Here is a 26,585-nt window from a genome sequence, read left to right on the forward strand (position 1 = left end):
GTGCCCTCATGGGAGGTGTATGTTGAAGGGTGATTATAGACCTGTTGGAACGCCCGTTATCCTACGCAGCGTGCGTAGTGTTGGTGATCACCTGCGAGTTGGTTTCGTCAGGTCCTTTACCGTTGTAGAGCATGAGAGTGAGCTACTGGTACTCTACATCGCACCCGGCTACCCTTGTAAACGGCCGGTGGGTGTGCGAGGAGGTCCAAAGGGAAGGATACTCCTGAAGCACCTTGGACGATACGAGGATTGGGAGTGGCGTGACACTAGGATGCTTCTACTGTATAGGCAGGGTGATGCACACTCTATACAACTCTTCTGGCGGAATGAGGAATTTCTTGAATGGTACATCGACCTGCACGCGCCCCTCAGAATTACTTCACTGGGATGGGATACATCAGACTTCGTGTTGGACCTGCAGGTGGCTCCTGATTTCTCCAGCTGGAGCTGGAAGGACGAGGATGAGCTGGAGTTCTGCGTACAGTTGGGGCGCTACAATCATGCTCAGGTGGAGGCCATAAGGCGTGAAGGAGAGCTAGCCCTCACGCGCTTGCGCCAGGATAGGCTCTACTATCAGCGTTGGATTGGATGGAGGCCGGACAGCTCCTGGCTCTTGCCCTCCATCCCCGAGGGCTGGGAGCTTGTAAATCCGGAACTATGCCAAGCCGATGAGTGTGGATAGCTGTCACAGGTTTGAGTCCGTGCACCAAGGCATTCTGGCAACCCCTGCGCTACCCAGCTAGCCTCTCCTGCGAATCCAGTCCCACCCCTAGTAGCACCTACTCCGAACGCGATTCCGTGCCGTCTACGGCTAAGGCGTGTAGGCGCAAGCTTGTGATCTTTGTGGATTCAAGCTGATAGGTAAGGACTACTCTTCCTTCTTAGGATCCCCTGATGTATACCCTTCAATGGCTTGCGAATACACTGTTCAGCTAGAGTAGCTTCAAGTCTCCGTACCTGGTCTTACTTCTAAGATTAGCTCAGGTTCGCCTCATAATCATAAAAAATACTTATAAAACTTGGGTTGAATAGTAATAAAAGCAGGTCTTTCAGGGTTGATTTCATGTCCTCCCGCCCATAGACTCTACTATGTCTATTAACTTAGTAGAAAACATGAAGAAAAGGGGGGTACGTTAGACATGCGGAAGATCCTGAGCTACCTGTTGTTGGGGGCATTGCTGGTGGTTGGCCTGGTGGGTTGCGGCCAGCAGACGGCAGCAGGGGGGGGAGACGTCAAGCTGACGCTGGTGGCCTACTCCACTCCCAAGGAGGCCTACGACGAGATCATCCCGGCTTTCCAGAAGACCGAGGCCGGTAAGGGGGTCACCTTCTCGACCTCCTACGGCGCCTCAGGCGCTCAGAGCCGGGCGGTGGCTTCGGGGCTGCAGGCCGACGTGGTGGCCTTCTCGCTGGCGCCGGATATCGATCGGCTGGTCAAGGCCGGCATCGTCAGCCAGGACTGGCACAAGGACCAGTACAAGGGCATGGTAACTGATTCCGTGGTGGTGCTCGCTGTCAGGCCAGGTAATCCCAAGCACATCAAGGGCTGGGATGATCTGATCAAGCCTGGGATTGAGGTAGTGACTCCTAACCCGTTCACATCTGGCGGTGCTCGATGGAACATCATGGCCGCGTACGGCTCCCAGATCAAGGCTGGGAAGTCTGAGCAGGAGGCGGAGCAGTACCTTAAGCAGCTGTTCGACCACGTGCAGGTGCAGGACAACAGCGGCCGCGAATCCCTGCAGACCTTCTTGAACGGGAAGGATGACGTGGCGATCACCTACGAGAACGAGGCGATCAACGCCAAGCAGAAGGGTGAGAAGCTGGACTACGTGGTACCCGACCAGACCATCCTGATAGAGAACCCGGTGGCTGTGACGAAGACCACCAAGCACCCCGACAAGGCCAAGGCCTTCGTGGACTTCCTCAGGTCCGAGGAGGCTCAGAAGATATTCGGTCAGAAGGGTTACAGACCCGTGGTCAAGAGCGTGCTGTCGCAGTTCGACTATCCCACGCCCTCAGGGTTGTTCACGATCGACGACCTAGGTGGGTGGGATACCGTTACCCAGAAGTTCTTCGATCCCGAGAAGGGCGTGGTGGCCGAGATCGAGAAAGCCAAGGGGGTGTCGGTTGAATCTAAGTAGCTCGACTGCCACTATGTCGGCTCCGGGGAGGCTCTCCGTGGCCTCCCTGCGGAGCTGGAGGGCCCTGGGGACTGGCACGATCGTGGTGTACCTCAGCCTGGTGGTGCTCATCCCCCTGGCCTCGGTGGCCTGGGAGTCGGCGTCCGGCGGTTGGGGGGGCTTCTGGTCGGCGGTGACCAACCCCCAGGCGTTGGCCGCGCTGCGCCTGACGCTGGGGCTCTCGGGCGCCGTGGCGCTGCTCAACGCCGTCACGGGCACCCTGATCGCCTGGGTGCTGGTGCGCGACGACTTCCCGGGGAAGAGCCTCATGGACGCGGTGATAGACCTGCCGTTCTCACTGCCCACCATCGTGGCTGGGCTGACGCTCCTGACCCTGTACGGCCCCAAGAGCCCGCTGGGCATCAACGTGGCCTACACCCGTGTGGGAGTGCTGCTGTCGCTGCTGTTCGTCACGCTGCCCTTCGTGGTGCGCTCGGTGCAGCCGGTGCTCCAGGAGCTGGATAGGTCCATGGAGGAGGCTGCTGCCTCCCTGGGGGCGGGCCAGGTCACGATCTTCAGGCGCATCGTGCTGCCGAACATCCTGCCCGCGGTGTTCTCCGGGGCGGGTTTGGGGTTCTCGCGCTCCCTCGGGGAGTTCGGCGCGGTGGTGCTGATATCCGGCAACGTGCCGTTCCGCACGCAGATGATCTCCGTCAACATCTACGGCCTGATCGAGAGCGATAACGTGCGTTCGGCGGCCGCGCTGTCCCTCCTGCTGCTGGTGATCTCGGCGCTGGTGATGCTCGCGATGGACTGGGTGCGGAGGTGGAGGTGGGGACATGAGCGGTAGGATCCTGTTGCGGCTCGTGGCCGTGGTCTACCTGGCGGGTTTGCTCGTGCTGCCGCTGGGCATGATCCTGTGGAGGACGTTTGAGCACGGCCCCTGGCCGGTGTGGGTGGCGCTGACCTCGCCTTACGCGTTGCACGCGCTGTGGCTCACGCTGCTGATGGTGGTGATCTCCGTACCGCTGAACGCCCTCTTTGGGGTCGGCGTGGCGCTGCTGCTGGCCCGCGGCCGCTTCCCCGGCAAGAGCCTGCTGTCGGCGATCATAGACCTGCCTCTGGCGCTCTCCCCGGTGGTGGTGGGGCTGGCCCTCGTGCTGGCCTACGGCACCTCCGGCTGGTTCGGCCCCGCCCTGCAGGCTCTGGGCATCAGGGTGATCTTCGCGCTGCCTGGTATGGTGTTGGCCAACGTGTTCATATCTCTACCGTTCGTGGCCAAGGAGGTGCTGCCCGTGCTGCGGGAGATCGGCCAAGAGCAGGAGCAGGCAGCCTACACCCTCGGGGCATCGCCCCTGCAGACCTTCGTCAGGGTGACCCTGCCGGCCATCCGGAGCGCGGTCGCGTACGGCGTCGTGCTGACCACGGCGCGCGTGCTGGGTGAGTACGGAGCGGTGAACGTCGTCTCGGGCAACCTCGAGGGCAGGACGCAGACGCTGACCATGTACGTAGCTGATCGCTTCCAGCAGTACGACGAGACGGGCACGTACGCCGCCTCGGTGCTGCTGGCGTGTCTGGGAGTGGCGATGCTGCTCGTGATCAACAGATTTACTCACAAGGGGGAAGCTAGATGAGTATAGTAGTGGAAGGTGTGAGCAAGAGCTTTGGGAGCTTTAGGGCGCTGCAGGACGTGTCGCTGACCGTGCCGGAGGGCTCCCTGACGGCCATCCTGGGTCCCAGCGGGTGTGGCAAGTCCACGCTCCTCCGGTTGATAGCGGGCCTGGAGCGTCCTGATGCCGGGGCTATCAGCATCGGTGGGCGGGACGTGACGGCGCTGCCTCCACAGCGGAGGCACGTTGGCCTGGTGTTCCAGCACTACGCGGCGTTCAAGCACATGACGGTCTGGGAGAACGTCGCTTTCGGGCTTAGGATCCGCAAGCGTCCCAAGGAGGAGATCGCGCGCAAGGTGGGGGAGCTGCTGGATCTGGTGCAGCTGTCCGGCTGGGCCCATAGGTACCCCTCGCAGCTCTCGGGGGGACAGCTCCAGCGCATGGCGCTCGCCAGGGCCCTCGCCGTGGAGCCCAAGGTGCTGCTCCTCGACGAACCCTTCGGGGCGCTCGATGCCAAGGTCAGGGGAGAGCTGCGAGCGTGGCTGCGCCGCCTGCACGATGAGATAGAGGTCACCACGTTGCTGGTCACCCACGACCAGGAAGAGGCAATGGAGATCGCCGACGCTATCGCGGTGATGCACCAGGGGAGGATCGAGCAGGTGGACACCCCCGACGGGCTCTACGACTACCCCGCGAGCGAGTTCGTGATGGGGTTCGTGGGGCAGACCTGCCGGGTGGGCGACCTGCTGATACGCCCTCACGACGTGCGCATCCTGCTGGCTCCCTCGCGCGCGGCTCGCAGGGCCACTGTGCGCAGGGTGGCCCGACTGGGCTATGACGTGCGCGTGGACCTGCTGCTGGAGGACGGCCACGAGCTGTGGGCGCAGCTGTCGCGCGACGAGCTGCTCGAGCTCGAGCTCGCTGCCGGCCAGGAGGTGTTCATCGACCTCTCCCGCGCCCGCACCTTTGACAGACCCGAAGCGCTTCCTCTCAGTGCCTGATGGCGGGGGGTAACCCCCGCCATCAACCCTATCGCGATCTGCCTGCTCTCGCTTCAGCTGCGTCCCCTGGGGCCGGGGGCCGAGGAGCATGCTCTCCGCATCGCAGATTTTAGGTTTGCCTAAATCTTGACCTTAGGGTGATTTACGTGTTACAGTTAGCCAAAAGGTCTGTAGGATTTAAACCATACTGCATCTGGAGGTAAACGGGCATGAGCCGGTCGCTGTTGAGGTCGGTGCTGGTGTGTGCAGGCGGCGCCCTGCTGTTGGGGGTGCTGATCTGGCAGGCGGTGCGCGTGGGCGGAGCCCCGGATCCCACGGCCAGGGGGATCTCTCCCATGACTGCGATGATGGACACCGCCGTGCTGGTCTACAGGGAGGGGCTGGAGTGCATCCTGGTACTATCGGCGATAGTGGCGGGCCTGGTGCGCACCAAGCGCACCTACTGGCGACCCATAGCTAGCGGTGCCGGGTTGGCGATCGGCGCCACCCTGATCACCTGGTTCGTGCTGGTAGGCATCTTGAACCTCATCAGCGGGACCACCTCCGAGCTCAACATCCAGGCGGCCACGGGGCTGCTGGCCATCGTGGTGCTGTTGATCATCATGAACTGGTTCTTCCACAAGATCTACTGGACTGGCTGGATATCCCTGCACAACCGCAGGAAGAAGGAGCTCATCAACACCATGGAGAGCTCCCGGGCTGATTCCGCCCGGTCCCTTGCGTACCGGGGGCTGATCCTGCTGGGCTTCACCTCGGTGTACCGTGAGGGGTTCGAGGTGGACCTCTTCCTGCAGAACATCCGGCTGCAGGTGGGCAGCACCAGGGTGGTCCTGGCCGCGGCCATCGCGCTGGTGCTGGTGGCGGTCACGGGCTATTTCACCTTCGTGGCCCACCAGCGGCTGCCCTACAAGAAGATGCTAGTGTTCACGGGCATCATGCTCGGCGCGGTGCTCGAGATCATGGTGGGTGAGCAGGTCAACGAGATGCAGCTGGCTGGCTGGCTGCCGGTGCACACCTTCCCCCTGCACATCCCCGACTGGATGGGGATATGGTTCTCCCTGTTCAACAACTGGGAGACGGTGATCGCCCAGGTGCTAGCCGCCGTCCTGGTCATAGGCTCCTTCTACGCGGCGCGCCGGGACACCCGCAAACCGCGCGCTGCCTCTCCTGCCGTCTCCGCCTACTAGATCCATCACCACCCAGCCCTCTCGGATCACCGGGAGGGCACACCGCTTTTAGGACCAAAATTGAGGCCATGAGTATCACTACATGTGTTGATAAAAAACCTGCTGCCCTTTAGAATGGGTGGGTAAGGGAGTGGACGGGCACCCTGCGATCGTAGGCTAGGTATAGAAGGAGGTGCTTCGCAGGTTCCTATCCCTGATAGCTGTGCTGGCGCTCCTGCTCTTGCCCCTATCGCTTGCTGGGGCGCAGGAGGACCACAACTGCAGCGACTTCCGCTCGCAGCAGGAGGCCCAGCAGTACTTCGACAGCCACGGGTACAGCGCGACCAACGATCCCGAGCGTCTGGATGCCGATAACGACGGCATAGCGTGCGAGCAGCTGGGCAGCGGTACGTACGAGGACCACATGCCGGTGACGGCCCCCGCCGTGCCCAGCGGGATGGGCAACACCGGCGGTGGTGGCATGGTCTCGGGCGAGGCCCAACCGCCCATAGCCCCTATCGCAGGGCTGTTGCTGGCAGCGTCCCTCCTTGCCTTAGGGGTGCGCGTGGCCAGGCGATAGGTAGATGCGGGGTGCCCGTCCCCCCTTGCCCCTGACGTACCCCCCGACGATAGTACCATCCGGCTATGGTAACCGTTCCACCCATTGCTGTATATAAGGGGTAGGAAATGATTGGAGGGTACGGACATGTCACCTTTGAGGCTCATCTTATCCCTGTGGCTCGTGATCGCCTTGCTCCCTGCCTCGGCGCGCGCCGTCGAGGGTCCCCAGTCGCAGGCGGGCACCGTCACCAAGACCTTCAGGCTGACGCTCTACGGCCGGGTGCCCCGTGGACAGAGCTTCTACGTGCGCTGGCGGGCTGTGGGCTCCTCGCGCGTGCACCTGCGCTACCTGTGCGGCATGCCCCCCGAGGCCGCGGGCAGCGTCTCCGATCCCTGCGCTGCCGGGCGCACCTACTCAGCGCACTTCGTGCTGCCCAGGGGCACGAGGATACGCTACGCTTACGTGCGGGTGGATCCGTCCCACGGGGTGCAGGACTGGTTCCACACGGGCACCGAGACCCTGACGGCGAGCATGGTCAACACCGCCTGGTACAGGTACGGTGAGGGCTCCCAGGGCCGGCACGAGCAGCCCGCCTCGTCGGGTGAGTCCCAGGTAACCATCCCCTCGGCCCTGCCCGACACCGGCGCCGGCGGAGCCAGGTGATGGCCCTGCCAGGAGAAATGCCCTCAACCGGACGGAACTATAGGGCCGCCTTGTGCGTATTACTACCAGGAGTATAATAACGCAGAGGCTTTCTTGGGAGGAAGAGATCGATGTTTGACCTGGGAGTTCCTGAGCTGATCATCATCCTGCTGGTCGTAGTGATGATCTTCGGGGTGGGCAAGCTGCCCGAGGTGGGTGCTGGATTGGGCAAGGGCATCCGCGAGTTCAAGGACGCTCTCACCGGTCGCTCCGACGATAGAGCGGAGATAGCCGCAAGGAGCCGTGCCTCGTCGGAGCCGGCGGCAACTCAGGCGGACGCTCCCTCCGAGGGGCGGGCGGAGACCGCCTCCAAAGAGGAAGCCAGAGTGGAATAGCTAGGAGGAATCGTCGTGTTTGATCTTGGGGTACCGGAACTACTCATCATCCTCGTGGTGGCCATGCTCATCTTCGGGGTGGGCAAGCTGCCCGAGATAGGCGCTAGCCTCGGCAGGAGCATCCGTGAGTTCAAGGACACCGTATCGGGCATCACGGAGATGCCCGAGGAGGAAGACAGGTCACGGCCCGCCCTCGCGGACAGCGTCAAGCAGAAGGTAGAGGAGAAGGTCACCGAGGTAAAGGACGCCGTCAAGGAGGGCGTGGAGGCGGCCAAGGAGGAGGCCAGCAAGACCTCCTAATCCCCCTGCGTATCCACCCGCCGCATGGCGGCCTCTGTTTCCTGTCCCATCCTGCCCCGCTAGCTCGACCCGCGAGCCGGTGCGATGGGCAGCGGGGCTACACCCAAATCCGGCCGTGCCAGGACATCGAGGGCACGGCCAGACCCTCCTTCAGGCTCTGTACCCTTGGGGCGAGCGTTGGCGTAAAATAGAGGCATCACGTGTGGAGGTGGCCTCTATGAGCTCGGGCTGGGTGCATAAGGACTGGCGCCCCGGGGCGGGCACGCAGGTGCTCTGGACGCTGTGCTCGCTCCTGCTGCTGGCCCTGGGGGTGCTGGGCTTCGGTGTGCTCTACCTGGTATCTCGCCAGCAGCTGGAGCTCTCCCTGGGGATCGAGGATGCCTGGAAGCTGCTCGTGATGCTGGCCATCACGGCGGGGCTGCTGGTCGCGCACGAGCTCGTCCACGGCCTCGTGATGCGCCTGCTGGGAGCGCGCCCTAAGTACGGGGCCGGCGTGCTCTCGGGCGGCATACCTTACCTCTACGCCACCGCCCACGGGCACAAGTTCACCAAGGGACAGTACCTCTCCGTGGCGCTCGCCCCGATGGTCCTCATCTCCCTGGTGGGCGCGCCGCTGGTGGCCTGGGCGAGCTTTGGGAGCTGGCTGATCCTGCCGCTGGCGATCCATCTCTCGGGCTGCGTGGGAGATCTGTGGATCGCTGGCCTGGTGCTCCTCCAGCCCCCGGGAGCGTTGATCGAGGACAGGGTGACGGGCATACGCGTCTGGCCCCCCACCTAGCCTTGGGCGCGGGGCAGCACCACGTCGGTCTCCTCCCCCGGCCTCAGAGGCACCCGCCTGCTGCCCCAGCAGAACACCCCAGGCACCGCCTCCGGCAGGCGCACCCTCGCCCTTATCTGCTCCTCGTCGACCTCCATCGCTACCCAGACATCGCCCCTGGGATGGACCAGCCTGCCCTCCAGGCGTCGCAGCGCCGCGGGCTGAGGCGCGATCTCGACTGCTGAGAACCCCAGCCCCGCCGGCCTGATGCCCAGGAAGGTGGCGAAGAGGTGGTACAGTGGGTGCGCGCCCCAGGCGTGGCAGTCCGAGCGCGTGGGCTCGGGCGCCTCGATGGTGGTGCGCAGCCCCTTGTCGACCAGCTCGCGCCACAGCCCTAGCCTGGCCAACAGGACGTCCACCCTGCCCAGCTTGCGGCAGGCCTCGAACAGGTAGTGGGAGAAGTAGATGGTCGTGCGCGCGATATCCCGGGCCTCTAGGAGGCTCCTGCCCACCTGCTCCTCGATGGCCGGAGGCAGGAGGCCGCTGAGGATCGCCAGGCACTGGGTGTGCTCCGAGAACCTCTGGCAAGCGGTGTCGTCCGCCATGAGCCCCCGGGAGGGCACCCAGAAAGCCCGCAGCGCTGCGTCGGCGATCTCTCGGGCGCGGGCACCGAAGTGCTCGGCCATCTGCGGGTTGCCCAGCGCGCGCTCCAGGTCCGCTACCATGCGGGTGACCAGCGCCAGGTGCCAGTTGAGGAGCCCGCTCCTGCCCCACTCGCCCTCCGGGGGGATGCCCGCGGGCCACTCGGGCACCCAGTCGGTCACGTTCCAGCCCTCCGGGGACTCCAGGAGGCCGTCGCTGCCCCGCCAGCGCTCGAAGGCCTCCATGGTGGCGCGGACCCCCGGCATCAGCTCCCGCACGTACTCCGTGCCCGGTCGCCAGTAGGCGTAGTCGCACACCATGGCGACCCACCACAGCGCGAACGGCGCGATGATCTGGCGCACGCGGCTGGGGTAGCGCGCCTGGGTGAGCCCGGACGCCAGCCTGGAGGCGTCGAACATCCGCAGGGCCTTGCGGGGCAGGCGATCGTCCCTGGTCATCACGTAGGTCACTAGCGCCTCCAGGCGCGTATCGCCCGCGTACATCAGCTGCTCGTAGTAGGGGCAGTCCATGTAGGTCTCGTGGGAGCACATCTGCATCGCCCGCACCATCAGGGGGATGGTGGCGTCCAGGTCGGGATCGCCCGTCGCGATGGCGCTCTCCATCTCCAGGGGGTAGCGCGTCTCCCGCAGCCGCAGGCTTGCCACCGTGAGCGGCGAGTCGGCCGTGCGCACGAGCAGCTCCAGGTACCTGCCGGCCTGCCACCAGAGCGTGTCGAACCTGCGGGAGTCGCCGCCATCGGGCAGGAAGACGTCTCCCACACCCCGGAAGTACTTGCCCTCGATGGCGTCGCGGTCCCCCTTATGGCGCCCACGGCCGTCCTCGTAGAGCGACTCCGCCCAGTGCAGGCGCACGGCGCCACCCTCCCCGCCGCTCGTGACTAGCTCGGGATAGGCGCAGTAGTAGTCCTCCAGGTCTATGATGACCCTTCTGGTGGTGTGCGGGGGCACGGTGACGCTGCTCCTCCCCTCGAGCATCGCCTGCCACTCGGGCTCGTCCAGCGCCTGCTCGGCCCGTATGGGCAGGCTGGACACCTCCTCGGACGAGGGAGCCGATACGTGCCGCACCCGGCCGACCCTGATGGGGACCTCCAGCATCGCGGGCAGCGTGGCCGGGCGCAGCAGGTGCTGGGGAGGCGCCTCCAGCGCCATCAACCTGCCCACGGCGCGCTCGACGACCTCCACGGGCTCCCACCCATCGCCCTCGCCACGCTCGACCCCCCAGGGAAACTGGGCCGCGCTCAGCGCTATGTTGCCGCCGGTGCCCCAGGCGGGTGACGGATTGACCCAGGAGTAGCCCTCGAGCCTTTTGGCCTCCCAGGGGGCGATCCCGGTGCTCAGGGCCTCGGTCAGCGGGGGCTCGGCCGCCAGGAGGAAGCCGTGCCTCACGGACAGCTGGGCGTAGGGCGCCAGGGGGCCAAGCGACCACACCCTGGCTACCAGGGTGTGAGGGCCAGCGGGCAACTCCAGCTCGTAGGTCTCGTAGAACCAGTGGTCGGCGTCGCCCCGCTCGCTGCCCCGGCCGACGCGCTCGCTATCCAGGAAGAGCTCGTAGCGCTCGTCGGCGGTCACGTGCAGGGTCGCCGTGGCCGCCTGGGGGAGGACGAAGGCCAGTCGGTAGGCCACCACGTACGGCGGCGACGGCAGCCGTCGGGCCGCGACCCAGCTGGCGGGCCACTGCCCGCGCTGGTCCCAGGGGATGCCTGGGTCGTTGCGGGTGAACGGGTCCTGGGCAATGATCTTGCGCATGCCAAACTCCTTGTGGTGTACTATCTGCTTGCAACGTCTGCATGATAAACCATTCAAGGAGGGCGAGGCTACATGGCAGCTTACGTGATCGGCATCGTGCGCATCCGAGATCCCGAGAGGTACATGCAGGAGTACGTGCCCCTCTCGGGGCCGTCGGTGGAGCAGTACGGTGGCAGGTTCCTGGCGAGGGGCGGGGCCCACGAGGTGCTGGAGGGGGATCTGGGGGCCGACCGCGTGGTGATCATAGAGTTCGACGACGTGGAGGCTGCCCAGAGGTGGTGGAGCTCCCCCGAGTACGAGGCCGCCAAGGCGAAGCGGCGAGGGGCCTCGGAGGCCAACTTCTTCCTGGTAGAGGGTGTGAGCAAACTGGGATAATATAGGCTACAATTAACCTCTACCACCTTAGTCGGAGGCTAGGCGATGGCTGCGGCGGGCCACAAGGTCTACACGGGCATATACCTCTCGCAGCTGCTGGGCAAGCCCATACGCGACGCCCAGGGAGCGCGCATCGCGCGCGTGCAGGACCTGGTGGTCAAGTTCGGCACCCACCCCCACCCGCCGGTGAGCGGCGTGGTGGCGCGCGCGGGCTCGCGAGAGTTCTTCATCGAGCGCTCGCAGATAGCCGAGATCTCCGATCAGGGGGTGAGGCTGAACACCTTCAAGGTCAACCTGCGGCCCTTCGAGCGCCGGGACGGCGAGGTGCTGCTTGGGAGGGACATCCTGGACAAGCAGCTGATAGACATCGACGGCCGCAAGGTGATCCGGGCCAACGACCTAGAGCTAGGTTACTTCGACGGCGACTACAGGCTGGTGGGGGTGGACGTCAGCCCGCAGGCGCTTCTGCGCCGCCTGGGCCCTGCCGCGCTCACCAGGAACCTCCGCGGCACTCGCGTGATCGACTGGGAGGACGTGGAGTCGTTCGCGACCGATGTGCCGATGGTGAGGTTGAGGGTCTCCCACGACAAGCTCTCGAAGCTGCACCCCGTGGACATAGCACACATCCTCGAGCACCTCTCGCGGGAGCAGGCCAACGAGGTGCTCGAGGCCCTGAACGACGAGATCGCGGCCGATGCGGTGCAGGAGATGGACCCGGCGGACGCGGCCGACGTCATGCAGGCGCTCGACAGCGACCGCGCCGCGGACATCCTGGAAGAGATGGATCCGGAGGACGCGGCCGACCTGCTGGCCGACCTGCCGAAGGAGCGGGCCGACGAGCTCCTCGGGCTTATGGAGCCCAAGGAGTCCGAGGAGGTCCGCGAGCTGATGGCCTACAAGGAGGGCACCGCGGCGGGGCTGATGACCAACGACTTCGTGGCCCTGCCGGCTACCGTGAGCGTCGGGGAGGCTTTGGAGGCGCTGCGGCGGATGGAGCACGTCCCCAACCCCCTGTACCACATCTACCTGGTGGACGACGAGGAGCGCTTGGCGGGAGTGGTGGCCCTGCGCGACCTGGTGATCTCCCCTCCCTCCACGCCGCTGGCGGAGATAGCCCAGAAGGAGGTGGCCCCGGCGCACCCGGACGACCCCGCGCCCGCGGTCGCCAAGAAGATGGCGGAGTACAACCTGCCCACCCTGCCCGTCGTGGACGATGCTGGCAAGCTGCTGGGCGTGGTGCTGTTCGATGACGCCATGGACCTGCTGATCCCCGAGGGCTGGCATCACAGGTTATCGCAGGTCTTCGGATGAGCTCGAGGCGCACTCTGTCCCCCACGCAGACGGCTACGAGGACTCGCCGGTACCTGGCGCGCCGGGTCGCCGGCCCCGCGGCGGTCATCGGCGTGCTGGGCCCGGGGCTCATAGCGGCCAGCGCGGGCAACGACGCAGGCGGGATAGCCACCTACGCCTCGGTGGGGGCGTCCTACGGCTACTCCCTGCTGTGGGTGCTGGCGGTGATCACCGTGTCGCTGGCGATCATCCAGGAGATGGCCGCCAGGATGGGGGTGGTCACGGGCAAGGGATTCGCGGACCTCGTGAGGGAGAACTTGGGGCTGCGCACCACCGCCTTCGTCATGCTCGTGCTGGTGGCCGCCAACGGTGGCCTCGTGGTGTCGGAGTTCGCCGGCATAGGGGCGGCGGCCGAGCTGCTGGGAATCTCTCGCTATTACGCCGTGCCCGTGATGGCCCTGCTGGTGTGGTGGCTGATCACCAGGGGGTCCTACCGCAGGGTGGAGCGCGTCTTCCTGCTCATGACCCTGATATTCTTCGCCTACCCCGTGGCGGCTTTCCTGGCGGGACCCGACTGGGGGGAGGTGGGCAGGAGCCTGGTCACGCCCACCTTCAGCCTGGAAGGCCGCTACCTGCTGCTGATGATCGCGCTCATAGGCACGACCATCACGCCCTACATGCAGATCTACGCGCAGTCGACCATGGCCGAGCGCGGGGCCACCTTCGGCCTGTCGCTGGTCAAGCTGGACGCCTACTCGGGGGCGCTGTTCTCCAACGTCGTCGCCGGCTTCATCATCGTCGCCACCGGCGCGACCCTGCACAGGATGGGCGTGGAGGTGCAGACCGCCCAGGACGCCGCCCGAGCGCTGGAGCCCGTGGCGGGGCGGTTGGCGAGCGCCGTGTTCGCCGTCGGCCTGCTGGGGGCCTCGGTGCTGGCCGCGGCCGTGCTGCCCCTGAGCACCGCGTACACGGTGTGCGAGGCTTTCGGCTTCGAGAGGGGCGTGAACCAGTCCTTTCGCGATGCCCCGGTGTTCCACGGCCTGTTCACGGCGCTGCTGGCGGTCGGAGTGCTCGTGGCGCTGGTGCCGGGGCTCAACGTCATCCAGCTGTTGGTGTGGACGCAGGTGATCAACGGCCTGCTCCTGCCGGTGGTGCTGATCTCCATCCTGCGCCTGGTGAACAACCCCGAGGTCATGGGCGAGCACACAAACGGCCTGGTGTACAACGTGCTCGCGTGGGCGACCACCGGGCTGGTGGTGCTGCTGTCCTGCGCGTACCTCGTGATCACGCTGCTGGGTATCTTCGGCGTGTCCTAGGCGGCTCCAGGGGGCATCGCTAGGCCGCTACGGCCCCTGGGCCGCCGGGAAGCGCCTTGAGATGGCCGGATATCTCAAGGCTAAGCTCGGCTACGGACAGCGCATTATCTTTTGGAAGGCACGCTCGGTGTTGGGATTGGCGTTGTCATGGAAGGTCGCGTGTACCTGCAGATCAGTCCCATCCGAGCCCATACCGTGGATGGTTATGGTAAATGTGAAGGCTCCTGTGTCGTCTGGCCAGGACAAGCCACCCTCTAGAACGTGCACTTGCCGCTGTAAGACGGCCCGGTACCATCGGCCGGCACGGCGGTGAAGGTGCCTGTCTCGGTCTCGGTCACGGTAATGCCTCCGTTCGGGAGTATCGTCATATGCTCGACACCGTTGTAGGTCACGGTGATGTCCTAAAGCTTCTCCGAGCAGCACAGGGTATCTGTGAGCGACTCGGTCTGGTCCTGGTAGGTCTGCGTGGTGTTGATTGCGCCGTTATCCGCGGCCAGCGCAGATGAGGCCATCGCCAGTACTAAGGCAAGTATCCATATCAGGCTAAGCGTGCCTCTTAACATGCTGCCACTCCTAGCTAGCACGGCTTCCGACCTTGCACAAGCCCGTGGCATCGACCTCCCTACCATAGACCTGAGCTGTGACAAAGAGTGTTGCGAAGTGTTGACTTTAGGTAGAGATCATCAGGAGCCGACTATATCCGTGCATAGGCCCCGCCACAGACCAATCGAGGGATGCTCGTACCTTGCGGGGGAGGCCTTGCCTCCAAAGCTGCAAGCCTGGCGACGGTCAAGTGCGGCGCTGCAGACGGCATAGCCCTCACCCCCATAGCCAGGATCGACATAAAATATGTGCGCCTGGGGGCTACGAGAGGAGCCCCTCAGGCATCGTGAGTCGAGCGAGATATGGAGCCATAGGGCACTTGTGTGCCCGGGGATGTCGCGGGGCCCGCCGTCCTGCGCTGGGTGCTAGCGGTGCCTGCGGTGGCTGCGGTAGACGCGGCTATCGGCCGGCACTACGCTGATCACGCCGTTGGGCTCGAGCACCATCAGCTTGACCTGGCTGACGTCCAGCAGGCCATGCTCCCGCAGCGCCACCTGGGCCTCCTCGATGTCCATGCCCTCCCTGCGCAGGGCGTCCGTCAGCCAGCGGCCATCCTGGGCTATGACCGTGGGCGAGGGACTAAACAGCCTTCGCAGCCTCTGGCTACGGGGCACGGTCTTGACCACCACCCAATTGGTCGCCAGCAGCACGGCTATGATCAGCAGTCCGCCCAGGAGGGACGTGTCCGGCCCCGTCATGGCGGGCTGGACGGCGTTGGCCACCAGCAGCACGAGCACCAGGTCGGGGAGCGTGAACTGCCCAACCTCTCTCTTGCCAGCCGCCCGCAGCCCCAACAACATCGCCAGGTATATGGTGAGCGTGCGCAGGGCGATCTCCCAGGCGGGCACCCCCAGGTGTACGAGGTCTTGTGCGTGCATCTCGAGTCCTCCAGGCACGGGCTTGGCCGCGTAGTGTCTAATTATTAGACACCTGCGGGGAGGCTACGGTTCTCCGGCAGGGCACGATCCCCATCGACGAGGCTCGGCCGCACGCGGGAGCGCCCAGCTCACAAGGTCAGGCCGTGCCCTATGGGGAACAGCGGGTCCTCGGAGTCGCAGGGGACGTCCGGCAGCTGCTTCCTGACCGCATCCATAGAGGAGGGCATCTCGAAGGGGAGCCTGCCCCCGGGTTTGTGCCGGCCGAAGGCCACGTCCAGCACAGCCTCGTCGCTGGCCCCGAAGTCCGCCAGCAGCGCGGCGCTTTCCCTGGCTATCTCCGGGATGACCGCGGGCCTGTCGAGGTAGATCTGCACGACCGTTGGGACCCTGCGGAGCAGGTCGAGGATGCGCCTCTGCTCGGGCTCCGGGAAGGAGAGATTGCCCGCGTGGAAGAAAGCCTCCAGCGGGAGGTTGTCCCGATGCTCGTAGGGAGCCTGCAGCCGAATGAAAGCGGCATCTGCTCCCTCCGGCGTGTCCACTACCTGGGCATAGCGCGAGGCTACCTGCGGATCCACGCCCTCCACATATAGGCGTATCCCCTCCCGCATGGGCAGGGTCCTGCCGCTCGATGTCTCCCCGTTGACCAGCAGCACGATCGACCGCCGCTGGGCCGCCTCCCCGGCCCGCACGAAGGCCTCCTGCCCTACCACCCTCTCGGCCTCCTCCGGGTCCACGAACGGGTTGTCGAACAGCCCCAGGCGGAACTTATCTCGCAGGAGGCGGCGCACCGAGACGTCCAGCCTCTCCTCGGGCAGCCTGCCGGAGCGGACCAGCTGCACCACCACCTCGGGGCAGGACTCGCCGCCGAACTGATCTACGCCGGCATCCAGGGCTTTGAGCACCCTATCCTCTAAACTGAGGTGCTCCACGCCCCAGGCCCTTGCAGAGAGCACTCGGTCGCCCATCCTGTGGTCCGTGAGCAGTCCCCAATCGGTGCACACCACTCCCTGGAAGCCGTAGCGCTGGCGTAGCAGCCCGGCGATGACGTCGCGGTTGAAGCCAAAGCCGACCTCCTCGAAGGGCAGCCCTACCGGCATACCGTAGTAGGGCATTATCTGCGCTGTCCCAGCCTCGAAAGCTGCTTCGAAGGGTATGAGATGGTACTCGAAGTTATTGCCTGGGTATACCTGCTCACGCCCGTACGGGAAGTGCGGATCCTCTCCATCCTTCTGCGGTCCTCCTCCTGGAAAGTGCTTCGTCATGCATGCCACGCTGTGGGGACCCAGGTTCTCGCCCTGGAAACCCTTGATGTAGGCGGCCACGAGGTGCGCTGCCAGGTGGGCATCCTCGCCGAACGTGCCGGCGATCCTGGCCCATCTGGGTTCCGTCGCCAGATCCGCCATGGGGTGCAGGGCCACGCGTATGCCCACCGCCAAGTACTCCTGACGGGCGATATCCCCGAACGCACGCACCAGCTCCTCGTCGCCTATGGCTGCCAGCCCGATCGGCTCGGGCCACTTCGAGAACCTACCGGCAAAGAGGCTGGCCGCCGGGTTGTTGGAGTAGGAGTGCCTGGGATCGGAGGAGATCGTGATCGGGATGCCTAGCCTTGTGCCCTCGGCCAGGGCTTGTAGGCGGTTGTACCACTCGGCCATGGGTCTGGGGTCAGCTACCGCCCAGACGTTGAAGTGGTTCAGCAGCTTCCGGGTGACCAGCTCCGTGGTGGAAGCTCTGCCGAAGGTCCCATCACCCTCCTGCAGGGTGCCGTCGGGATTCATCCCCAATCCGGTGTGGAACAGCATGCCGGCCTTCTCCTCCAGGGTCATGCGTCCCAGGAGGTCCTCGATGCGAGCCTCCACCGGCAGCCTGGGATCCTCATAAGGGTCCAGCTTGCCGTTCTTGTTGAGGTCTCGGTACGTGACGCCGTCTTCTCGTCGCCATAGTGCTGATGCCATGTGCGTTGCTCCTTCAGGATGTGATCTGCTCGGCTCGCAGCCATTGGTAGAAAAGCTCTATCCAGTAGTCGCATGGCAGACCTTGCCGCCTCATGCTGAAGCCGTGCCCGCCTCGCGAGAACACGTGTAGCTCGGCGCTCTTCCCAGCTTCCCGCCAGGCACCGAACAGCCGGAGGCAAGAATCGATGGCTATCTCGTCGTCCTGCGCGACCAGCGCAAAGAGCGGAGGGGCATCCTCGGGCACCGCTATATCCTCCCAGTGGACGCCGTAGATGAAGCCGGCAAACGCCGGCCTGGTGGCCTCGTCGTGGCGTAGGGCCACGCCCGAGGTGACTCTCCCGCCAGCCGAGAAGCCGAGGAGCCCCACCATGGAGGGATCCAACCCCCAGCCGGGTGCGCGTTCCCTCACGATTGCTATCGCCCTGCGAGCGTCCTCCTCTCCCAGCTCCGTCACCCATGACATGATCTCGGCCATCTTGGTGCGATCGGAGGTATGGGCCTCAAGCTGTGCCATGAACCCTTGCCTGTCGGCGGGAGTGGGGGCCACTCGGTACTCGAGGACGAACGCCGCGATCCCCCGCCCGCATAGCCAGCGCGCGACCTCGGTGCCCTCATAGTTAATGTTGAGGAAGTGGAAGGCCCCTCCCGGGCACACCACCGCCGCGGCGCCCGTTGGCTTCTCCGGCAGGTAAGGGTGCATCACGGGGCGCACCACGTTGCGCACCATCAGGAAGTCGAACGGAGGCTCCGGAGGCTCCTCGACGCGCTCGTGGCTCCATCCCTCCGATCCTGGGGGAGTCCCATCCCATACATCTATCTGCTCTGCTATGTCTGCCATACTCTCCTCTCCTACATGTGTTGTTCTGAAGCCAGCGCTCGCTGCCCCGAGGTCATCGCGACGGCGATGGAGGCCAGCAGGACGCAGGCGGTTATCACGAGGGCGAAGGGCACTGCTGTGTCGGGGCCGGCCACGCCCACGAGCGGGGAGGTCAGGCTACCGAGGAGGAAGCGGGCCAGCCCCAGCAGTGCCGAAGCGCTGCCGGCCGCCTCGGGATGACCCGACAGCGCCAGCGCAGCCGTGTTGGGGTTGATCACGCCAAGGGAAGATATGAAGACGAGCACCGGCAACACCACCCCCAGCAGCCCGAGGTCGAGCCACACGGAGATCGCCAGCGCCGCTGCCGCCAGCAGGCTCACCCCCATGGCGGTTTGCAGCAGGCGCTGAGGGGAGTATCTCTCCACCAGGCGGCCATTTAGCTGGCTGAGAGCGATCAGCCCCACCGCGTTCAGGCCGAACATCAGGCTGAAAGCCTGAGGCGACAGCCCGTAGATGCCCTGGATCACGAAGGGATAGCCCGAGATGTAGGCGAACATGCCGGCCGTGCACAGCCCGTTGGCGAGCGCGTAGCCCGCAAAGACTGGGTCTCGCACGAGCCGGGCAAAGGTCGCCAGCGTCCGGCCGATGCCCAGCGGCTTCCTGCGGCCCAGCGGCAGCGTCTCCTGCAGGCCGAAGCTCACGGCCAGCGCCAGCAGGGCTCCCACGATCGCCAGCACCACGAACACCACCCTCCACGAGCCCAGCTGCAGTATCTGGGCGCCCAGGATCGGTGCCAGGATCGGCGCCAGCCCGGTCACGAGCATGAGGGTGGAGAAGAAGCGAGCCGCAGCGGCGCCCGAGTGCAGGTCACGCACGATCGCGTTAGCTATCACCACGCCGGCGGCGCCGGTGGCGCCCTGCACGGCCCGCAGGATGGTGAGCGCCGTCACCGAGGGCGCCAGCGCGCACAGCAGCGAGGCCAGGGCGTAGCCCGCTAGCCCCAGCACCAAGGGGACCTTTCTCCCCAGCGAGTCGCTCAGCGGCCCGGTGATCACCTGCCCAAGCCCCAGCCCAAAGAGGCAGGCGCTGAGGGTGAGCTGTGCCTGGCTTGGCCCCGTCGACAGGTCCCTCGCCAGCTGCGGCAGCGCCGGCAGGTAAGTGTCTATGGACAGAGGGCCTATGGCCGTCATAGCCCCCAGGATGAAGATCACGAGGGGGGTGTGCGGGCGTGTGCGGGATGTGGTCTCTGCCCTGGCCATGTCTCCCCCTTAGATCAGCCTGGTGATCTGCTTGTGCCGCCAGACGTAGCGGTAGTAGAGGTACTGCATCCCCAGGTTGGCCAGGAAGGCCGCGGGATAGCCCAGCCATATCCCCCTCAGCCCCAGCCCAGTGTAGGTCGACAGGACGTAGGCCACAGGCACCTCCACCCCCCAGATGGCCACTATCCCAAAGGTCGTGGGCCACAGCACCACCCCGCTCGCCCTCATCAGCGCCGCGAACACCTGGGCATGCCCGAACACCAGGTAGCCCCACAAAGTGATGTACAGCAGCTCCCTGGCTATCTCCAGCGTCCTCCCATCGGTCAGAAACAGCCCCAGGATCTCCCTGGCAAACAGGTACACTCCCACCACCAGCATCCCACCCACCAGGTAGTTGAGCCCCACCCCGCTGCGCAGCACCCTACGCAGCCTCTCCAGCTTGCCTGCTCCTATTGCCTGGGCACCGAAGATGGACACCGTGATCCCCAGGCTGACGGCCGGGAACTGCACGTAGCTGACCACCTGGTTGACCGCTCCATAGGCAGCCGTGGCGGATGCACCGTAGCGGTTGACCAACGAGATCACCGCCAGCTCCGACAGCGACACCAGGATGAGGTTGACGCTGGAGGGGATGCCGAGTTTGAGCAGCAACCCCAGCAGCCTGGGATCGATCCACAGATGCCGGATCACCAGGGAGTCCAGCTGCAGTGGGTGTTGGCGCAGCCTCAGGTACACCAGCATCGCCACCAGGGAGGCGGTGGACCCCAGCACGGTGGCCCAGGCGGCCCCGAACATCCCCAGCCTGGGTGCGGGGCCCCAGCCAAACACCAGGACGGGCAGCAGCAGCAGGTTGACCCCCGTGCTCACCCCCAGGAACAGCGTGGGGGTGCGAGAGTCCCCTGTGCCGCGGATGAAGGTGGTGTACGCGAAGTACAGAAACAGCAGGGGCAGACAGCTGAAGATGATGCGCGCGTAGCTGACGCTGTCGGCGATGATGGTCTGGGGCGTGCCCAGCAGGCGCATGAGGTCCCACACCAGCAGGTTGCTCACGATCGCCAGCCCCGTCCCCAGCAGGCACACGAAGGCCAGGGTGGTACCCATCACCGCTCGCATGCGCTCGTAGTTCCTGGCCCCCCAGGCCTGCCCTATGAGGATGGAGGCGCCCGAGCCCACCCCGATGACGAAGGAGTTCATCAAGAAGAAGACGGGGAAGAAGTTGGCCACGGCCGCCAGGGCACCCACGCCTATCCACCTGCCCAGCACGATGCTGCCCGCCAGCTGCCCCACTGACTGCAGGGCGTTGCCCAGGATCAGCGGTAGCAGGAAGCTCAACATCTGCCTCCATATCGACCTGCCATCCTCCAACAGCCTTGCTCTGGCGGGAGCTCGGGTCTCTCCCTCGGCCACCTCCGTGGTGTGAGCCGCCGTATCAGCTTCCAAGATGCGTTACCTCCCTATCTGCGCGACGTCGGCCGCGCCCTCGCGATGCTACCTGGACTCCGTCCACCTCTGCAGGAAGCCCCTCACGGCGCTTATGAAGGGCTCGAAGCCCTCGCGGCGGATGTTGTGCCCCGTGCCCGGGACGTGCACCACCCACAGGTGAGGGACGAGCGAGCGCAGGGCCTCGGCTTGCTCTGGCGAGACTATCGCTCCCTTATCGTTGTCGCCCGTGACCAGCAGCGCCGGGCACCTGACGGCCCTCGCGGTCTTCTCCCAATCTATCCCGGGCGGATCGGCTCGGTTGAGCACCTTTTCGCTGAGCCGCAGCTTTGAGTCAGCCCACGGGCCCAGCTCCTCCTCGGGCCAGGATGGGTTCTGCTGCCTGCACTCCTCGATCAGCTGCTCGCGGGTCTTGCTCTTGAGGCTCCTGATCCACTCCCGCATGCGCATCTGCCAGTTGGGGTCAAAACCACTGGCGCTGCCGGGCATCCACCAAGCGGGGGGATCCTCCAGCACGATCGCGCCGGGCACCTCCGGGTAGGTCCCGGCGAGCACGAGCGTCGTGGCTGCCCCCATCGAGTGGCCGATCACCGCGGGCCGATAGAGCTCTAGGGCCTCGATCACGGCCCGCAGGTCGCCCGCCTGTGTGAGGGGATCGTACCCGCTCTCGGGCGCCTCGGACAGCCCATGACCGCGCGCGTCGACCATGATCACGTCGTAGTCTGCCTCCAGGGCCTTGGCGACGGGCGTCCAGCAGAGGCCGTCGTCCGAGAAGCCGTGGGCCAGCACCACCGGGGGCTTGTCTCCATCTCCGGTGCGGTAGTAGTGAATCTTGATGCAGTTGCCCTCCACATAGCCGTCTTGCCAGTTGCTCATTACACCCCTCCTCTGAAATGTGATAGATATCAGGATATCAGCCTGCCTGAGCTAGCTCTTCGTCCTCCAGCCAGCTTAGGACGCCGTCGGTGAAAGCTCGTAGCTCCTGGGCGACCTCGTCCACGAGGGAGCCGTCCTCGGCGAACCGCTCGCCGGCGCCCGACATCTGGACCTGCGCCGACTCGAACACCCGCGCGCCGATCCTGGAGAGCACGAAGCGTAGATGCTCCTGCGCGCGCTGGGTGGCACCTCGACCGGTGCTGGCCCCCAGGATGGCGACGGGCTTGTTCCTCAGCACACTCTGGCCCGCCGGGCGAGACAGCCAATCGATCGCGTTCTTGAGCACCCCGGGCACCGAGCCGTTGTACTCCGGGGTGGCGAATATCACGGCGTCCGCCTCGACCACCCGACGCTTGAGGTCGCGCACCACCTCGGGGCCGCCGTCGACGTCTATATCTTGGTTGTACATCGGTATGGGGTGGAGGTCAAATATCTCCACCTCGGCGCGGCCGCGCAGGGCCTTGGCGATCTCCAACAGCAGTCGCCTGTTATACGAACCTAGCCTGAGGCTGCCAGGTATAGCTAGGATCCTCTTCACTGCGTTCTTACCTCCTCGGATTGGGTGTGGTCCACGCTCATGAAGCCAGGGACTCCTCTTCCTGGGCACCTGCGGGTATGCCCAGCGTGAACTGACGGGAGTACAGCTTGTAGTAGAAGCCCTCCATGGCCATCAGCTCCTCGTGTGTGCCGCGCTCCACGATCTCGCCGTGGTTGACCACCAGGATCTGGTCGGCATCGCGGATGGTGGAGAGCCTGTGGGCGATCACGAAGCTGGTCCTGCCCTCCATCAGCCGGAGCATGGCTCGCTGGATATGCCTCTCGGTGCGGGTGTCCACGCTGCTCGTGGCCTCGTCCAGGATGAGGATGGACGGGTCGGCCAGCACCGCTCGCGCGATCGCCAGCAGCTGCCTCTGGCCGTGGCTGAGGTTGCTCCCTCGCTCGGTCAGCATGGTGTGGTAGCCGTCGGGCAGGCGATGGATGAACTGGTCGGCTTCGGCGAGCTTGGCGGCCGCGATCACCTCCTCGTCGGTCGCGTCCAGGCGGCCGTAGCGGATGTTGTCCATCACGGTGCCTGCGAACAGGTAGGTGTCCTGGAGCACCACGCCCAGCTGCCGCCGCAGGTCGTCCTTGCGGATGTCGCGGATATCCCGACCATCGAGGGTGATGCGGCCGCTGTCCACCTCGTAGAAGCGCGCCAGCAGGTTGACTATCGTCGTCTTGCCGGCCCCTGTGGGGCCCACCAGCGCTATGGTCTGCCCGGGCGCCGCACGCAAGTTGATGTGCTTGAGGACGGGCGTCTTGCCGTCGTAGGAGAAGCAGACGTCCTCGAACACCACCTCCCCGCGGATGCGGCCGAGGGGAGCGGCGCCAGGGGAATCCACCTCCGGCTCCTCATCGATTACCTCGAACACCCTCTCGGCGCCCGCTATCGCGGCCTGGATCTGGTTGTAGAGGTTGGCCAGGCTGTTGAGGGGGCGCTGGAACTGCCGGGCGTAGTTGAGGAAGCTGGCGATCGTGCCCGGGGTGGCCGCTCCCCTCAGCGCCAGCCACCCGCCGAACCCGGCGATCACCGCCAGGCTGGTGTTGCCCACGAAGTTCATCATCGGCCCCATGAAGCCCGCGAAGATCTGGGCGCGCGTCGCCGCGTGGCGGTACTCGGTGTTGGCCACCGAGAACTCGGCGATCTTGTCCGCCTCGCGGTGGTAGGCCTTCACCACCTTCTGGCCGGAGATGGTCTCCTGGATGATGCCGTTGAGGCGGCCGAGCGTGGCCTGCTGTCGCCTGAAGCCCTCGCGCACCCTGGAGGCTATCCCCCGGTTGATGCCCAAGCTGAGCGCCGTCATGATCGCCAGCGTGACCACGCCCAGCACCGGGTTGATGGCCAGCATGACGATCACCACGCCCACGCCGGTGAGCGTGCTCGATATGACCTGGGTGAGGCTCTCGGTGAGCACCAGGTTGATGTTCTCCACGTCGTTGGTGAGGCGACTCATCAGCTCCCCGTGCGCCCTCTGGTCGAAGAAGCGCAGGGGCAGCACCTGCATCCTCTCAAACAGGTCCTGCCTGATGTCCCTGACGGTCCTCTGGGCTACGCCCGCCATCACGAAGGCCTGCGCCCAGGTCAGCACCGAGCTGCCGACGTAGACGCCCAGCAGCAGGGCGCTCAGGCGCGCCAGCCCCGGTACGTCCTTCCGGAGGATGTAGGCGTCGATCGCCCTGCCCAGGAGCCAGGTGCCCAGCAGGTCCAGGAGGGTGGAGGCCACCACCGCGAGGCAGGTCAGGGTCAACCCCCACCTCTGCCTGCCCAGGTAGCTCCACAGCCTCAGGAGGGTGCCGCGCACGTTTCTGGCACGCTGGACCTCCCCGGGGATGCGCGGTCCCCCTCTCGGTCCCATGGGCATTGGTGGGCTCTGCGTCTGGTTTCTAGGCTGCGTCATGTACTACCGCTCCGTGCTCCATCTGTGATTCGTAGATCTCCCGATAGGCCGGGCTGGTCTGCATCAGCTCGTCGTGGGTGCCCTGGGCAACTATCCTGCCGTCCTCGAGCACCAGTATCTTGTCCGCGGGCATCACCGAGCTGATGCGCTGGGCCACCACGAACCTGGTCTGGCGCAGCTCCCGCAGGGCCGCCTGGATCCTGGACTCGGTCTCGGCGTCCACCGCGCTCGTGCTGTCGTCGAGCACGAGCACCTTGGGCCGCACCAGCAGGGCGCGTGCGATAGCTAGCCTCTGCTTCTGCCCTCCCGAGAGGTTGACTCCGCGCTGCCCCACGACCGAGTCGTACCCATCCGGGAAGCTCATGATGAAGTCGTGCGCCTGCGCGAGCTTGGCGGCCCACTCCACCTCCTCGTCCGAGGCCTCCGGCCGACCGAAGCGGATGTTGTCGCGGATGGTGCCGCTGAACAGCACCGCCTCCTGGAGGGCCACCCCCACCGACCTGCGGAGCAGCTCCTCGTCCATCTCCCGCACGTCGACCCCGTCCAGGAGCACCCGCCCACAGGTGGGATCGTAGAAGCGAGGTATGAGGCTCACCAGCGTGGACTTGCCGGACCCCGTCGGCCCGATGATGCCTATCATCTGGCCGGGCTCGGCGACGAAGGAGATGTCGCGGAGCACGGGATCTCCCCCGCTGTGGTCGTAGCTGAAGGTGACGTGCTGGAACTCCACCCTCCCCTGGACCTCCACGTCGCGCACGGGCGAGGTCGCCACCGCCAGGTCGGGCCGCTCGTCCAGCACCTCTGAGATGCGGTCGGCCGAGGCCTCGGCTCGGGAGAGCCTCACGATCAGCATGCTCACCATCATGAGGGACATCAGGCTCTGCACCAGGTAGGAGACGAACGCCACCAGCTGGCCGACTTGGAGGGAGCCCCCGATGGCCCACCGCCCGCCGAACCAGACCACGGCCACTATCCCGCCGTTGAGCATCAGCATCATGAACGGCATGCCGAAAGATATCAGCCGGATGGCGGAGATGTTGGCCTGTGCGAAGCCCTCGTTGACCTCGCGGAAGCGGTTGATCTCGAAGTCTCGCCTGGCAAACGCCCTGATCAGCCTTATGCCCGCCAGGTTCTCCTGCAGCACCGTGTTGATCCTGTCGAGCATGGCCTGCACCCTGCTGAACAGGTTGTAGCCCATCCGCAGCAGCACCGCCATCACCGCCAGCAGCACGGGCATGATCACGAGGAACATGAGCGAGAGGCGAGGGCTCGTGATCACCGCCATCACTATGCCCCCCACGAGCATGATGGGGGCCCGCCACAGCATCCTGAGCATCATCATCACCACGTCCTGTATCTGGGTCACGTCGTTCGTCAGCCTGGTGATGAGGTTCCCGCTCTCGAGCCGGTCGAGGTTGCCGAAGGAGAAGCTCTGCACCCTGCGGAACAGCTCGGCGCGCAGGTCCGCGCCCATCCCCATCGAGGCAAGGAATGCAAACACCGTGCAGGCCATGCCCCCCGCCAGGCCAACCACCGCCACGACGACCATCAGCAGGCCCGTGTGGGTCACCGTGCGCATGTCCGAGCGCAGTATGCCCTCGTCGATGATCTGCTGCACCAGCCTGGGCTGCAGCAGGTCCATCAGCACCTCCAGGATCATCGACAGGGGAGCGAGCAGCGCCCACAGCCAGTAGGGGCGAATGAACCTCAACAGCTTCCTGGTGGATCTCAACCCTCTTGCCCTCCTGCCTGGTTACTGGTTCCCGCTTGGGAAGTCGAACAGCTTGCGGAGCACTGGCAGGGCCATCGCGAGGCGTGCCCTGTCCTCGGGGTCCAGCCGGTCCAGCCGCTGTTGCAGAGCGGCCGTCCTCTCCCTGTGGTGCTGGGTGATGGCCTCCTGCCCCTGTGGGGTCAGCTCGACCCACACGGTGCGCCAGTCGCTCTCGTCGTGCACCCGCCGCACGAAGCCCTGCTCCACCAGCCGCTTGACCATCCCGGTCACGGTGGGAGGGGTGACCCCTAGGTGGTCGGCCAACCCTTGCATGGTCATCCTGCCGTGCTTGAGGAGGATGAACATGAGGCGGCTCTGGCCGCGCTTGTCCTGGAGGTCGCTGCCTGGCCCGTGCCTGTGCCTGCCTTCCCCCTCGCACTCCGGCAGCCCGTGCGTCATGAACCGTCGGAGCATATGGAGCACCTCCAGCAGCTCCTCGGCCACCAGCTGCCCGTGCTGCACATCTCCCCGTATCGCGCGCTCTCCGCAATCCATCGTGCCCATCTCGCCTCTGTGTACGTCTATGCTAATACTTAGCTGAGC

The 26,585-nt window shown here is 65.4% G+C and carries 28 protein-coding genes and 1 pseudogene; 16 read left to right on the forward strand and 13 right to left on the reverse strand.

Annotation, left to right across the window (positions count from 1 at the left end; genetic code table 11):
• Positions 1 to 19 precede the first annotated feature (19 nt).
• From TTER_RS14985 to TTER_RS14995, 12 genes and pseudogenes are all read left to right on the forward strand, one after another.
• Positions 20 to 682, forward strand: a complete 663-nt coding sequence (locus TTER_RS14985) for a ribonuclease FAU-1 family protein (RefSeq protein ID WP_169302693.1) — start codon at positions 20 to 22, stop codon at positions 680 to 682.
• Positions 683 to 1,139: 457 nt separating this feature from the next.
• Entirely contained in the window at positions 1,140 to 2,144 is a 1,005-nt protein-coding gene (locus TTER_RS11780) for a sulfate ABC transporter substrate-binding protein (protein ID WP_012876256.1), read from the forward strand.
• 13 nt (positions 2,145 to 2,157) lie between these two features.
• A complete protein-coding gene (gene cysT / locus TTER_RS11785; protein WP_049823066.1) occupies positions 2,158 to 2,973 on the forward strand; it encodes a sulfate ABC transporter permease subunit CysT in 816 nt (271 codons plus the stop codon).
• Positions 2,963 to 3,757 carry a sulfate ABC transporter permease gene (locus TTER_RS11790; RefSeq protein ID WP_012876258.1) on the forward strand — a complete coding sequence of 265 codons (795 nt, stop codon included), beginning with the start codon at positions 2,963 to 2,965 and terminating at the stop codon, positions 3,755 to 3,757. The genes cysT and TTER_RS11790 overlap by 11 nt, the downstream gene beginning before the upstream one ends.
• Positions 3,754 to 4,449, forward strand: a pseudogene (locus tag TTER_RS11795) (sulfate/molybdate ABC transporter ATP-binding protein); the annotation flags it as partial. The gene TTER_RS11790 and the pseudogene TTER_RS11795, both read left to right, overlap by 4 nt.
• A complete protein-coding gene (locus tag TTER_RS16405) occupies positions 4,441 to 4,734 on the forward strand; it encodes a TOBE domain-containing protein (RefSeq protein ID WP_420894137.1) in 294 nt (97 codons plus the stop codon). The pseudogene TTER_RS11795 and the gene TTER_RS16405, both read left to right, overlap by 9 nt.
• Before the next feature lie 209 nt (positions 4,735 to 4,943).
• Positions 4,944 to 5,921, forward strand: coding sequence for an FTR1 family iron permease (locus TTER_RS11800; protein WP_012876260.1), 978 nt, complete (start codon positions 4,944 to 4,946; stop codon positions 5,919 to 5,921).
• Between the two features lie 172 nt (positions 5,922 to 6,093).
• Complete coding sequence (locus TTER_RS11805; RefSeq protein WP_012876261.1) at positions 6,094 to 6,480, forward strand: excalibur calcium-binding domain-containing protein; 387 nt, start codon at positions 6,094 to 6,096, stop codon at positions 6,478 to 6,480.
• A 126-nt stretch (positions 6,481 to 6,606) separates the two neighbouring features.
• Positions 6,607 to 7,125 (forward strand): hypothetical protein, encoded by a 519-nt coding sequence (locus TTER_RS11810; RefSeq protein ID WP_012876262.1) that lies wholly within the window; start codon positions 6,607 to 6,609, stop codon positions 7,123 to 7,125.
• Between the two features lie 110 nt (positions 7,126 to 7,235).
• Positions 7,236 to 7,499: a twin-arginine translocase TatA/TatE family subunit gene (locus tag TTER_RS14990; RefSeq protein ID WP_012876263.1), complete on the forward strand. Its 264-nt coding sequence runs from the start codon at positions 7,236 to 7,238 to the stop codon at positions 7,497 to 7,499.
• 15 nt (positions 7,500 to 7,514) lie between these two features.
• Complete coding sequence (locus TTER_RS11820) at positions 7,515 to 7,799, forward strand: twin-arginine translocase TatA/TatE family subunit (RefSeq protein WP_012876264.1); 285 nt, start codon at positions 7,515 to 7,517, stop codon at positions 7,797 to 7,799.
• Between the two features lie 217 nt (positions 7,800 to 8,016).
• Entirely contained in the window at positions 8,017 to 8,577 is a 561-nt protein-coding gene (locus tag TTER_RS14995; RefSeq protein ID WP_012876265.1) for a DUF3267 domain-containing protein, read from the forward strand.
• Here the strand turns inward: TTER_RS14995 and TTER_RS11830 are convergent.
• Entirely contained in the window at positions 8,574 to 10,964 is a 2,391-nt protein-coding gene (locus TTER_RS11830; protein WP_012876266.1) for an alpha-L-rhamnosidase-related protein, read from the reverse strand. The genes TTER_RS14995 and TTER_RS11830 overlap by 4 nt on opposite strands.
• Positions 10,965 to 11,036: 72 nt before the next feature.
• Here TTER_RS11830 and TTER_RS11835 point away from each other — a divergent pair, with 72 nt between their 5' ends.
• The 3 genes from TTER_RS11835 to TTER_RS11845 are packed head-to-tail and all read left to right on the forward strand — an operon-like array spanning position 11,037 to position 13,945.
• A complete protein-coding gene (locus tag TTER_RS11835) occupies positions 11,037 to 11,339 on the forward strand; it encodes a DUF1330 domain-containing protein (protein WP_012876267.1) in 303 nt (100 codons plus the stop codon).
• Between the two features lie 45 nt (positions 11,340 to 11,384).
• Complete coding sequence (locus TTER_RS11840) at positions 11,385 to 12,650, forward strand: magnesium transporter MgtE N-terminal domain-containing protein (RefSeq protein WP_012876268.1); 1,266 nt, start codon at positions 11,385 to 11,387, stop codon at positions 12,648 to 12,650.
• Positions 12,647 to 13,945, forward strand: coding sequence for an Nramp family divalent metal transporter (locus TTER_RS11845; protein WP_012876269.1), 1,299 nt, complete (start codon positions 12,647 to 12,649; stop codon positions 13,943 to 13,945). The genes TTER_RS11840 and TTER_RS11845 overlap by 4 nt, the downstream gene beginning before the upstream one ends.
• Before the next feature lie 90 nt (positions 13,946 to 14,035).
• Here the strand turns inward: TTER_RS11845 and TTER_RS15855 are convergent, their stop codons facing one another.
• A complete protein-coding gene (locus TTER_RS15855; RefSeq protein ID WP_012876270.1) occupies positions 14,036 to 14,191 on the reverse strand; it encodes a hypothetical protein in 156 nt (51 codons plus the stop codon).
• Positions 14,192 to 14,346: 155 nt separating this feature from the next.
• Positions 14,347 to 14,508, reverse strand: coding sequence for a hypothetical protein (locus tag TTER_RS15860; RefSeq protein WP_012876272.1), 162 nt, complete (start codon positions 14,506 to 14,508; stop codon positions 14,347 to 14,349).
• Between the two features lie 171 nt (positions 14,509 to 14,679).
• Here TTER_RS15860 and TTER_RS15865 point away from each other — a divergent pair, with 171 nt between their 5' ends.
• On the forward strand, positions 14,680 to 14,838 hold the full coding sequence (locus tag TTER_RS15865) for a hypothetical protein (RefSeq protein ID WP_169302694.1): 159 nt from the start codon (positions 14,680 to 14,682) through the stop codon (positions 14,836 to 14,838).
• 75 nt (positions 14,839 to 14,913) lie between these two features.
• On the opposite strand, the gene TTER_RS11850 is transcribed toward TTER_RS15865, so the two are convergent.
• From TTER_RS11850 to TTER_RS15000, 10 genes are all read right to left on the reverse strand, one after another.
• Positions 14,914 to 15,426 (reverse strand): DUF421 domain-containing protein, encoded by a 513-nt coding sequence (locus TTER_RS11850; protein WP_012876273.1) that lies wholly within the window; start codon positions 15,424 to 15,426, stop codon positions 14,914 to 14,916.
• Positions 15,427 to 15,554: 128 nt separating this feature from the next.
• Positions 15,555 to 17,381, reverse strand: a complete 1,827-nt coding sequence (locus tag TTER_RS11855; protein ID WP_012876274.1) for a glycoside hydrolase family 3 protein — start codon at positions 17,379 to 17,381, stop codon at positions 15,555 to 15,557.
• A gap of 13 nt (positions 17,382 to 17,394) precedes the next feature.
• The gene (locus tag TTER_RS11860; RefSeq protein ID WP_012876275.1) at positions 17,395 to 18,219 is read right to left on the reverse strand and encodes an alpha/beta hydrolase; all 825 of its coding nucleotides are present in this window, start codon (positions 18,217 to 18,219) and stop codon (positions 17,395 to 17,397) included.
• Between the two features lie 11 nt (positions 18,220 to 18,230).
• On the reverse strand, positions 18,231 to 19,457 hold the full coding sequence (locus TTER_RS11865) for a Bcr/CflA family multidrug efflux MFS transporter (RefSeq protein WP_012876276.1): 1,227 nt from the start codon (positions 19,455 to 19,457) through the stop codon (positions 18,231 to 18,233).
• A 9-nt stretch (positions 19,458 to 19,466) separates the two neighbouring features.
• Entirely contained in the window at positions 19,467 to 20,792 is a 1,326-nt protein-coding gene (locus TTER_RS11870; protein ID WP_148212056.1) for an MATE family efflux transporter, read from the reverse strand.
• 153 nt (positions 20,793 to 20,945) lie between these two features.
• The gene (locus TTER_RS11875; protein WP_012876278.1) at positions 20,946 to 21,773 is read right to left on the reverse strand and encodes an alpha/beta fold hydrolase; all 828 of its coding nucleotides are present in this window, start codon (positions 21,771 to 21,773) and stop codon (positions 20,946 to 20,948) included.
• A gap of 37 nt (positions 21,774 to 21,810) precedes the next feature.
• Positions 21,811 to 22,371 (reverse strand): NADPH-dependent FMN reductase, encoded by a 561-nt coding sequence (locus TTER_RS11880; RefSeq protein ID WP_012876279.1) that lies wholly within the window; start codon positions 22,369 to 22,371, stop codon positions 21,811 to 21,813.
• 37 nt (positions 22,372 to 22,408) lie between these two features.
• Entirely contained in the window at positions 22,409 to 24,271 is a 1,863-nt protein-coding gene (locus TTER_RS11885; RefSeq protein ID WP_012876280.1) for an ABC transporter ATP-binding protein, read from the reverse strand.
• Positions 24,258 to 26,003, reverse strand: a complete 1,746-nt coding sequence (locus TTER_RS11890; protein WP_012876281.1) for an ABC transporter ATP-binding protein — start codon at positions 26,001 to 26,003, stop codon at positions 24,258 to 24,260. Before TTER_RS11890 ends, TTER_RS11885 begins: the two co-directional genes overlap by 14 nt.
• A 21-nt stretch (positions 26,004 to 26,024) precedes the next feature.
• Positions 26,025 to 26,546, reverse strand: a complete 522-nt coding sequence (locus TTER_RS15000; protein ID WP_012876282.1) for a MarR family winged helix-turn-helix transcriptional regulator — start codon at positions 26,544 to 26,546, stop codon at positions 26,025 to 26,027.
• Positions 26,547 to 26,585: the final 39 nt, after the last annotated feature.

The sequence above is a fragment of the Thermobaculum terrenum ATCC BAA-798 genome, from assembly GCF_000025005.1.
Taxonomy (GTDB): domain Bacteria; phylum Chloroflexota; class Chloroflexia; order Thermobaculales; family Thermobaculaceae; genus Thermobaculum; species Thermobaculum terrenum.

Coding starts and splice junctions, on each gene's coding strand:
- TTER_RS15865 (WP_169302694.1), top strand. CDS start 14,680: ATGCTCGTACCTTGCGGGGGAGGCCTTGCCTCCAAAGCTGCAAGCCTG.
- TTER_RS11865 (WP_012876276.1), bottom strand. CDS start 19,457: ATGGCCAGGGCAGAGACCACATCCCGCACACGCCCGCACACCCCCCTC.
- TTER_RS14995 (WP_012876265.1), top strand. CDS start 8,017: ATGAGCTCGGGCTGGGTGCATAAGGACTGGCGCCCCGGGGCGGGCACG.
- TTER_RS11855 (WP_012876274.1), bottom strand. CDS start 17,381: ATGGCATCAGCACTATGGCGACGAGAAGACGGCGTCACGTACCGAGAC.
- TTER_RS11830 (WP_012876266.1), bottom strand. CDS start 10,964: ATGCGCAAGATCATTGCCCAGGACCCGTTCACCCGCAACGACCCAGGC.
- TTER_RS11845 (WP_012876269.1), top strand. CDS start 12,647: ATGAGCTCGAGGCGCACTCTGTCCCCCACGCAGACGGCTACGAGGACT.
- TTER_RS16405 (WP_420894137.1), top strand. CDS start 4,441: ATGGGGTTCGTGGGGCAGACCTGCCGGGTGGGCGACCTGCTGATACGC.
- TTER_RS11840 (WP_012876268.1), top strand. CDS start 11,385: ATGGCTGCGGCGGGCCACAAGGTCTACACGGGCATATACCTCTCGCAG.
- TTER_RS11835 (WP_012876267.1), top strand. CDS start 11,037: ATGGCAGCTTACGTGATCGGCATCGTGCGCATCCGAGATCCCGAGAGG.
- TTER_RS11870 (WP_148212056.1), bottom strand. CDS start 20,792: ATGTTGAGCTTCCTGCTACCGCTGATCCTGGGCAACGCCCTGCAGTCA.
- TTER_RS15860 (WP_012876272.1), bottom strand. CDS start 14,508: ATGTTAAGAGGCACGCTTAGCCTGATATGGATACTTGCCTTAGTACTG.
- TTER_RS15000 (WP_012876282.1), bottom strand. CDS start 26,546: ATGGGCACGATGGATTGCGGAGAGCGCGCGATACGGGGAGATGTGCAG.
- TTER_RS11860 (WP_012876275.1), bottom strand. CDS start 18,219: ATGGCAGACATAGCAGAGCAGATAGATGTATGGGATGGGACTCCCCCA.
- TTER_RS14990 (WP_012876263.1), top strand. CDS start 7,236: ATGTTTGACCTGGGAGTTCCTGAGCTGATCATCATCCTGCTGGTCGTA.
- TTER_RS11790 (WP_012876258.1), top strand. CDS start 2,963: ATGAGCGGTAGGATCCTGTTGCGGCTCGTGGCCGTGGTCTACCTGGCG.
- TTER_RS11800 (WP_012876260.1), top strand. CDS start 4,944: ATGAGCCGGTCGCTGTTGAGGTCGGTGCTGGTGTGTGCAGGCGGCGCC.
- TTER_RS11875 (WP_012876278.1), bottom strand. CDS start 21,773: ATGAGCAACTGGCAAGACGGCTATGTGGAGGGCAACTGCATCAAGATT.
- TTER_RS11885 (WP_012876280.1), bottom strand. CDS start 24,271: ATGACGCAGCCTAGAAACCAGACGCAGAGCCCACCAATGCCCATGGGA.
- TTER_RS14985 (WP_169302693.1), top strand. CDS start 20: ATGTTGAAGGGTGATTATAGACCTGTTGGAACGCCCGTTATCCTACGC.
- TTER_RS11850 (WP_012876273.1), bottom strand. CDS start 15,426: ATGCACGCACAAGACCTCGTACACCTGGGGGTGCCCGCCTGGGAGATC.
- TTER_RS11810 (WP_012876262.1), top strand. CDS start 6,607: ATGTCACCTTTGAGGCTCATCTTATCCCTGTGGCTCGTGATCGCCTTG.
- TTER_RS11780 (WP_012876256.1), top strand. CDS start 1,140: ATGCGGAAGATCCTGAGCTACCTGTTGTTGGGGGCATTGCTGGTGGTT.
- cysT (WP_049823066.1), top strand. CDS start 2,158: ATGTCGGCTCCGGGGAGGCTCTCCGTGGCCTCCCTGCGGAGCTGGAGG.